The sequence below is a fragment of the uncultured Thiodictyon sp. genome, from assembly GCF_903946935.1.
Lineage (GTDB): Bacteria > Pseudomonadota > Gammaproteobacteria > Chromatiales > Chromatiaceae > Thiodictyon.
Window position 1 is genome coordinate 1 of record NZ_CAJAXH010000032.1, and the last position, 6,283, is coordinate 6,283.

The window sequence follows — 6,283 nt, forward strand, 5'->3', positions numbered from 1 at the left end:
CTTCACCCCCTCTGCCTCCGACGCCACCAAGGCCCGCCGCACCTGTCCCCGGTGAGACTCCAGCCCGCCCCAGGCGGTGATCAGCGACCAGTCGCCGAGCAGATCGACGACCAAGTCGGCCTGATAGTACCGCGCCTTCTCGGGATGGACCCACCGCCGCATCGCCTCTGCCCTCGCTGCCAGCGGCACCGCGCCGGCCTGTCATTGGTCAAAAACTGTCCGAACCCGGTGCGATAAGCGGAATTTGAGCCGGTCGCGCGGCCCCAGTCCTGCAAATTCCGCGTAGCCGTGAGCCGAGTCGACCAGATCCCACAGCACACAGCCCACCGCTGGACGGTGTTCGCTCATAACCGCTTATATTCTTCCACATACCGGTTCCCGCGACCTTGGATTTGGCTGATCCGATGGTTACGGTCGATCTCCCAGGTATCCGGTGGGTCGGCATTATTCCAGGCCGCATACAACTGCTCGTCCTGGCGGCTGAGGCGAAAGCCATAGGTGTCACGCATATACAGCATGGTCCGGGCGACGTCCCCGCGTACCACGGATGGGGGTTCGACCCGGCGAGTGCTGGCGTCGATACGGATCGCGCAGTCGCCGAAACGTTCCCCACCACTGACCATGCCCCAATTGAAGTCCGAACGCTTTCCGTTGATGGCGCCGACCGCCGGCACCAAGTTTTGCAAATCGTTGTGCGCGGTGGCGAAGGTCGGGTCAACCTTTTCACAGCAGGCGCGACCAGATAGCTGGCCGCCGCCGGTCTTCAGGCACTGCGGGAAGGTGGCTGGCGCACGCCAACAGGCAAGTGACTGGCCGAATTGGGCGGCCGGGAAGATGTGCTCGGCCTCAACACGCTGCGCCCGTTTGTTCGCTGCCATGAACCCGAGCCCGCAGCTTTCCAATGCCGTCTGCTTCTGCGGATCATAACCGCAACCACAATAGAAGGTGATGCGATGATCGGTATAGACGCGCTCGTATAACAGGCGCTTGGCCGCGCTGAAGCTGGAGGCAGCGTGTGGTAACTGCGCCGCCTGTGGCAACTCCGTGGGGGGTGTGAATGGCTCCGGCCACGACTCGCGCTTTTCGGCGGATACCGTCGCGGGTAGCGGCGCCGCCGCGGGTATCGGCAGCCGGACCCCCCGCAGATCCGGCAGCACCCCCCCGGCAGCATTCATGGCATCTATTCCCACGTCACCCAGCAAGACGCGGATGTCGTGTGTGATGGTCACCCCCCGCTGCGCATGAGCGGACCAGCGCGCTGTGACCGATGCGGGCAGATAGGACACCGCCGAGGCCATCGCCAGGCCGATGCCGAGATTGCGTAGTCCAGCGAGGGTGCGACGGCCAAGGGTCTGGAGGGTACCGGTGCGAGCAGGTGCCCGCGCAGAGGTGCGCTTAGGGGCGCGCGCAGAGGGTCGGGAGGGCGGCGGGCGTCGGGGCATACGGACAACAACTGGCGGGCGCGGTGCGCGAGGGCGTGTACTGTAGCAGACCCCTCGCCTGCCGGCCCGTGGTACGGCGGATCAGCCGTTGTCGCCTGGTCACAAACTGCTCGGGTAGAGTCCACCGTTGCCGAAGACCCGCACCGAGCCATTGTAGACAGCGGGTTCAACCCAGGCCCGCTGCAGGCCACTCAATGGCACGGACGTCACGAACAGCAGTCGCTGTACTGAGATGCGCGTGGGCCCGACCGTGTAGCCATCGACGATGAAGATGATGCTCCCGACGAGCACCCCGAGCGGGATGAACGCGACGACCAAGCCGACATCATGCGTGAACCCGCTCGGGGTAGGAATCACGCAGGATGCGGCATAGCTCAGGCTCGTAAGCACAAGGGTGCCGAACAGGGAAACGATCTTCAAGGATATCGACCAAGGGGCAGCGGGGAAGTGTCGTGGCATAGCTGACTCCTGGTGCGTGCCTGCGGTACATCACATGGCCGAATCTGACCGGCCGGGGGCCAGTGCCATTTTCAGACAATTTGGGCTCATTCGCGAATAGTCTGAGCCCAAGACCCCCGCTATTGGCAGTCTGAAGTTTGCTGGTTCGGAAAGCTGACGAGGGCCATCATCCAGCGACGCTGGAGGCTGTTACTCCGATGGTCCCCAGATAGGCTTGCAGTTCGGCCAGGACAGCGCGACTCTCTAACCCATGGGAGCGATAGGCCGCGCGGATGATGGTCCGCTGCGGATCGCCCAGGTAGACCACGAACGCTGACAGCGTCGTTTGCCGGTCTTCGGCGGACAGACGATCCAGATACTGAACACACCATACGTTATTGCGGTCCCGCGGCGCTTTCGGAGGTCTTGCGGGGGTGGGGGCACTGACCGGTTCGGCCTTTTCGGGGAGATTAAACATGGTGGGTGCCACCCCGACCCATTTCTCGGCTATCGCCTTGTATGCCACCGCAGTCTTACTCCGGACTGGTCGGCCTTGTGCCTTCAAATCCGCAAGCCAATTATCCGCCGCTACCAGTGCAGAGAGAATCGTTGCGGCGCTGTGATTTTGCATCAGGTCCAGCGCTCGCATTTCCGGGACCGCATATTCTGCCAGCCGCAATCGCACTGCCAGATTGTCATTCGTCGGGCTATGGCCTTCGGCTTCCTGCTGCCTCACTGCCATGACGGCGGCTGGATGATCACCGTCGTTCACAGCGTCGGCCGGACCACTCGCCTTCAATCGGCCCGCATCCATGATCACGTTAGCGCCATCACCAAAACTGACCTTCCGCGCCACTGAAAATCTGATGGCAACGACCTCACCTTTACCCCTCCGTTGTACTTCGAAAGTGATATTGATGTCAGACGTTTCATTTATACTTGACACTGCGGGCTTGATGATTTTTCCCGACATCCTCCTGAAATCTTGATAATATTTATTATTCTTTATCCCCATAATCGCCATCAAAGAGGCGATCGAAGTCCATGGCGTACTATTATCTTCCAGGTAATATCTAGTGTGCTCATACAATGCTAGAGCATGAATCGATCGGAACGCCAATTGTCGTTTAAGCGCGATGTCCGCCACCTTGACGTTATTCTGAACGCGCGACTGGAATTCCGGAGTGAAGCTGTAATCGACGACACCGTCCACGCCATTTATACGAACCCAGGAAACGATGTTCATTCCCTCCCACTCGTCTACCCTGCCGTCTTCTCCTAGCACGTCCCACTCGACCAGAATCCGCATCATCGCCTGGATGTCAGGTATGATCGTGCGAAGATTGCGAGAGGCGCGACTATCGCCAGTCATGGCCCAGGCCAGGGCGTTAAGACTGACCTGATGACGGGTGCGCTGCGGCATATGCGGTAGCGCCATATAAAGCAATAAATTGAGTGCGCGGCGCTGCGATAATTTGAGGTTGCCTGACATATGGATAGCGGTGGCGCATTTTCGCACGATCCCGTCGCGGGGTATGCTCTTGGTTTCATCCGCTATTGTGTCAGCCACAAAATCGCGAACCGCGTCGACGTAGTCGCGCTCGTCGGCGGCCTCTGACGCCGGCGCCCCTCGACACTGAACGGTCATGGCAGTGCAGCCTCCGCCACTCGCCCTGCTACCGAGGCCGGGGCGCGACCGGCCGCACCGGCCCCCTGAAGCAGGCTGTTCTGACCGACCTGCTCGAACTCGCTGGAGACCATGTTCGGTACCGTCGGCACACGGTGCGCAATCGGCTCGAACCGTCGTAACCGCAACTGCTCCGCGTGCCTGGCGGGGCGCGGGGGCGGCTCACTCTTCACGTCAGTCGCGAGTCCTATATCCACGCCCTACCCCGCCCCCTCCCCGCCCGTCCCCGTGGGAACCATCAGCAGGCGCGCGGGCGCAACGCCGAAAGCACGCGCCAGGTCCAACAGCCGCTCCAGCGAGGGACACCGCTCCCCCCGTTCGATTGCAGAGATGGAGCTCTGGCGCAGGCCAGCTTTCTGTCCGAGCGTCATCTGGTTCCACCCGAGGGCTTTACGGACTTCGCGAACATTGGCGCCTACAATGACACTCACGCCTGGGTCAAAGGGATTATCGGTGTTCATCCGGTACTCCATTTGCTGGCACTTGGCCGGCATTGGTTGCCTTACATCTTGATAACATAGATAATATAAAAATCTTTCAGAGCTAACCCGAGGTTTGGCTATGTCTTTGTTGCTCCGTACGTTCCCGCACGGACCGTTTTCGTTCATGCGACGCACATGAACGAGACCAACGTTACGGTGTTGAACGGTGCCCGGCTAAAACGGGCACGCAAAGCGGCCGGCTTGAACCAGACTGAGCTGGCCAACCGTTGCGGGGTAGTCCAGTCCCACATCAGCGGTATGGAACGTGGCGTGCGAGCGCCGTCGATTGAAATGCTCGACACCTTAACGCACGAGCTGGGTGTCAGCGCCCATTGGCTGATGGGCGGCGAAAGCGACGAAACGCTGGCGAACACGGAGATCAGCCGTGAACACATCCTGGCTGATCGCAAGACGTCGGTCGGTCTTGCGAGCCTGGCCGGCGACGAGTTTCTTTGCGAACGCCTGAACATCCGCTCCATCGAGTGGCGGGCGCTGTACTCGTTGCAGCCGCCGAACGGGCTGACGCGAGAGGGGTATTTGGCCTTGTTGCTGGTATTACGCGGACACGAGGCCACATGAAACCCGTGCGAAACCGTCACCTGGGAGGACGGCAGCAGGAGCTGGAAGAGCAAGCCGTCCCGCCACGAGCAGCCGGCAACGCACCTTCTCGGGCCGAGTCGACCACACATCTGCAGTCCCACGGGGGCCGTTGATTGGAGGATCATAGGACGGTTAAGCGCAGGGAGGTTGCCGGTCGGTGGCATGGTCAATCTGACCGGCTTCACGTCAGCATGATCGGCGGGACCCTCCGTGCCAGGTGTGCCGGAAACTGTGCCGGTGCAGGCTTCCAACGGGGGTGGTCTGTGGCTGTACGGTGCTGAATTTCATTTGCGCGATCCGCACATGCTTTTGTTTAAGTAAGACATTATTGTGAAAGCCAGGATGTGTTATCCGATGTTTGGCTGGGTTGAGATATCTCACGCAAAGCAGCTATCCGCGTGGTGGATCGGAGACGTTTTCCCGGCATGCCAGCGGCACACCATTGATTCTGAGCGGGGCTACCCACTGCCATAGCGGGAAGGATAAGGGGAAATCACGCGGCTGCAAGGCGTCAAAGACGCCTGACGCGGCCGACTTGTCCGAGCCCGATAACCTTACGGTCGATCTATCTTCGGTGAGTGGACCCTGGTCACGGTCTGGGGCGGACGGGGATCAGGGGTAGGTGGGATGCGTAGCACCGGCGTGGCGTCCTATGCAGATGGCCAAGCCCGGATCCAGAAGATCGCCAAGCGGCGTCGGCAACATGACTACGAAGCAAGGCCAGGGAAGCCAGAGTGCCCGATCAGGACGGATGAGTGTGAGCGCTGAAGATTCGGTTTTCTTGGGGGAATGCGGGAAGCGGGGCCGCCAGAGGCAATTCAGCGCCTGGAACGTAGGGCCATTCAGTGCAAGACGCGGGGACGCTTTGCCAACCCAAGCCCCCACAGGGCACACAGCAGGTCCTGCCGGGTTTCCAGTGTACGCACCAACGCCTCCTCGACCGATTCCCCACCCATGCCGTCGCCGTTCAGGATCGACTCCACGGCGTCGCCCTCAGGACACTCCACCCAGGCGGCACCGAAGCCGGCGAGCCAGTGACGCAGGGCCTCGCTGTCGTCGATCGGCGGATAGAAATCGGGATCGTCGGTGCCGCCCTTGAACACCGCCCAGCCGGCACCGAACCAGCCGAACTCGGCGATTCTGGACGGGAGACTCATACCTGGCAGATCCCCATGCGTTGCGCTCGCGGACCCTGGCCGTGCCTGTCCGGCAACGGCCTCGATCCCTCAGGATGCAAATGTCGCTGGGGCTCTGCACGGGGAAGCGCCCGCCTGAAGGCCACGCAATCCAAGGGGCGAAGCTGGTAACGGGCAACCGAGAAAAGGACCTCGCCCTCAACCGGCGCGATCACCCGCACCCGGTAAAGCGCCTGGACGGGCCGACGCCGCCCCGAGGGCGTCACCGATCCACGGCACTTCTCAGGGTCGACGATCTCCGCCAAGGCACCGTCGTACTCGGGATGGAACACCGAGCGCTGGAGGATGGCAAGGTCACCGACATTGAAGTCTGGAGACATAGCGGACGAGGTAGACATCAGAAAGCCCTTCGCGAAAACTGCTACGACATCATCAGCCAGATCCAAGGACACGGCAACCGCGACATCTGGACCGTCCTGAGTGGTAGGGAGTCTCTGC

Annotated in this window: 8 protein-coding genes; 2 read left to right on the forward strand and 6 right to left on the reverse strand. The window is 61.3% G+C overall.

Features of this window, described 5'->3' with window-relative positions:
* Positions 1-344 precede the first annotated feature (344 nt).
* The 5 genes from QZX93_RS03790 to QZX93_RS03810 all read right to left on the reverse strand — a co-directional run bounded on the left by QZX93_RS03790 (position 345) and on the right by QZX93_RS03810 (position 4,028).
* Positions 345-1,229 carry an endonuclease gene (locus QZX93_RS03790; RefSeq protein WP_295384066.1) on the reverse strand — a complete coding sequence of 295 codons (885 nt, stop codon included), beginning with the start codon at positions 1,227-1,229 and terminating at the stop codon, positions 345-347.
* A gap of 312 nt (positions 1,230-1,541) precedes the next feature.
* Positions 1,542-1,862: a hypothetical protein gene (locus QZX93_RS03795; RefSeq protein WP_295394375.1), complete on the reverse strand. Its 321-nt coding sequence runs from the start codon at positions 1,860-1,862 to the stop codon at positions 1,542-1,544.
* Positions 1,863-2,067: 205 nt separating this feature from the next.
* The gene (locus QZX93_RS03800; protein WP_295384070.1) at positions 2,068-3,528 is read right to left on the reverse strand and encodes a replication initiation protein; all 1,461 of its coding nucleotides are present in this window, start codon (positions 3,526-3,528) and stop codon (positions 2,068-2,070) included.
* Positions 3,525-3,764 (reverse strand): hypothetical protein, encoded by a 240-nt coding sequence (locus QZX93_RS03805; protein WP_295384072.1) that lies wholly within the window; start codon positions 3,762-3,764, stop codon positions 3,525-3,527. Before QZX93_RS03805 ends, QZX93_RS03800 begins: the two co-directional genes overlap by 4 nt.
* Positions 3,765-3,767: 3 nt before the next feature.
* Positions 3,768-4,028 carry a helix-turn-helix transcriptional regulator gene (locus QZX93_RS03810; RefSeq protein WP_295384075.1) on the reverse strand — a complete coding sequence of 87 codons (261 nt, stop codon included), beginning with the start codon at positions 4,026-4,028 and terminating at the stop codon, positions 3,768-3,770.
* Positions 4,029-4,184: 156 nt separating this feature from the next.
* Here QZX93_RS03810 and QZX93_RS03815 point away from each other — a divergent pair, with 156 nt between their 5' ends.
* Entirely contained in the window at positions 4,185-4,628 is a 444-nt protein-coding gene (locus tag QZX93_RS03815; RefSeq protein ID WP_295384077.1) for a helix-turn-helix transcriptional regulator, read from the forward strand.
* Positions 4,629-5,491: 863 nt separating this feature from the next.
* Here the strand turns inward: QZX93_RS03815 and QZX93_RS03820 are convergent.
* A complete protein-coding gene (locus QZX93_RS03820; RefSeq protein WP_295394378.1) occupies positions 5,492-5,806 on the reverse strand; it encodes a histidine kinase in 315 nt (104 codons plus the stop codon).
* A 74-nt stretch (positions 5,807-5,880) separates the two neighbouring features.
* Here QZX93_RS03820 and QZX93_RS03825 point away from each other — a divergent pair.
* Positions 5,881-6,283 (forward strand): hypothetical protein (locus QZX93_RS03825; protein WP_295394381.1); only part of this gene is annotated, 403 nt, incomplete at its 3' end.

Excerpts from the sequence above, each read along its gene's own strand:
- QZX93_RS03800 (WP_295384070.1), bottom strand. The coding sequence starts at position 3,528 with ATGACCGTTCAGTGTCGAGGGGCGCCGGCGTCAGAGGCCGCCGACGAG.
- QZX93_RS03810 (WP_295384075.1), bottom strand. The coding sequence starts at position 4,028 with ATGAACACCGATAATCCCTTTGACCCAGGCGTGAGTGTCATTGTAGGC.
- QZX93_RS03815 (WP_295384077.1), top strand. The coding sequence starts at position 4,185 with ATGAACGAGACCAACGTTACGGTGTTGAACGGTGCCCGGCTAAAACGG.
- QZX93_RS03820 (WP_295394378.1), bottom strand. The coding sequence starts at position 5,806 with ATGAGTCTCCCGTCCAGAATCGCCGAGTTCGGCTGGTTCGGTGCCGGC.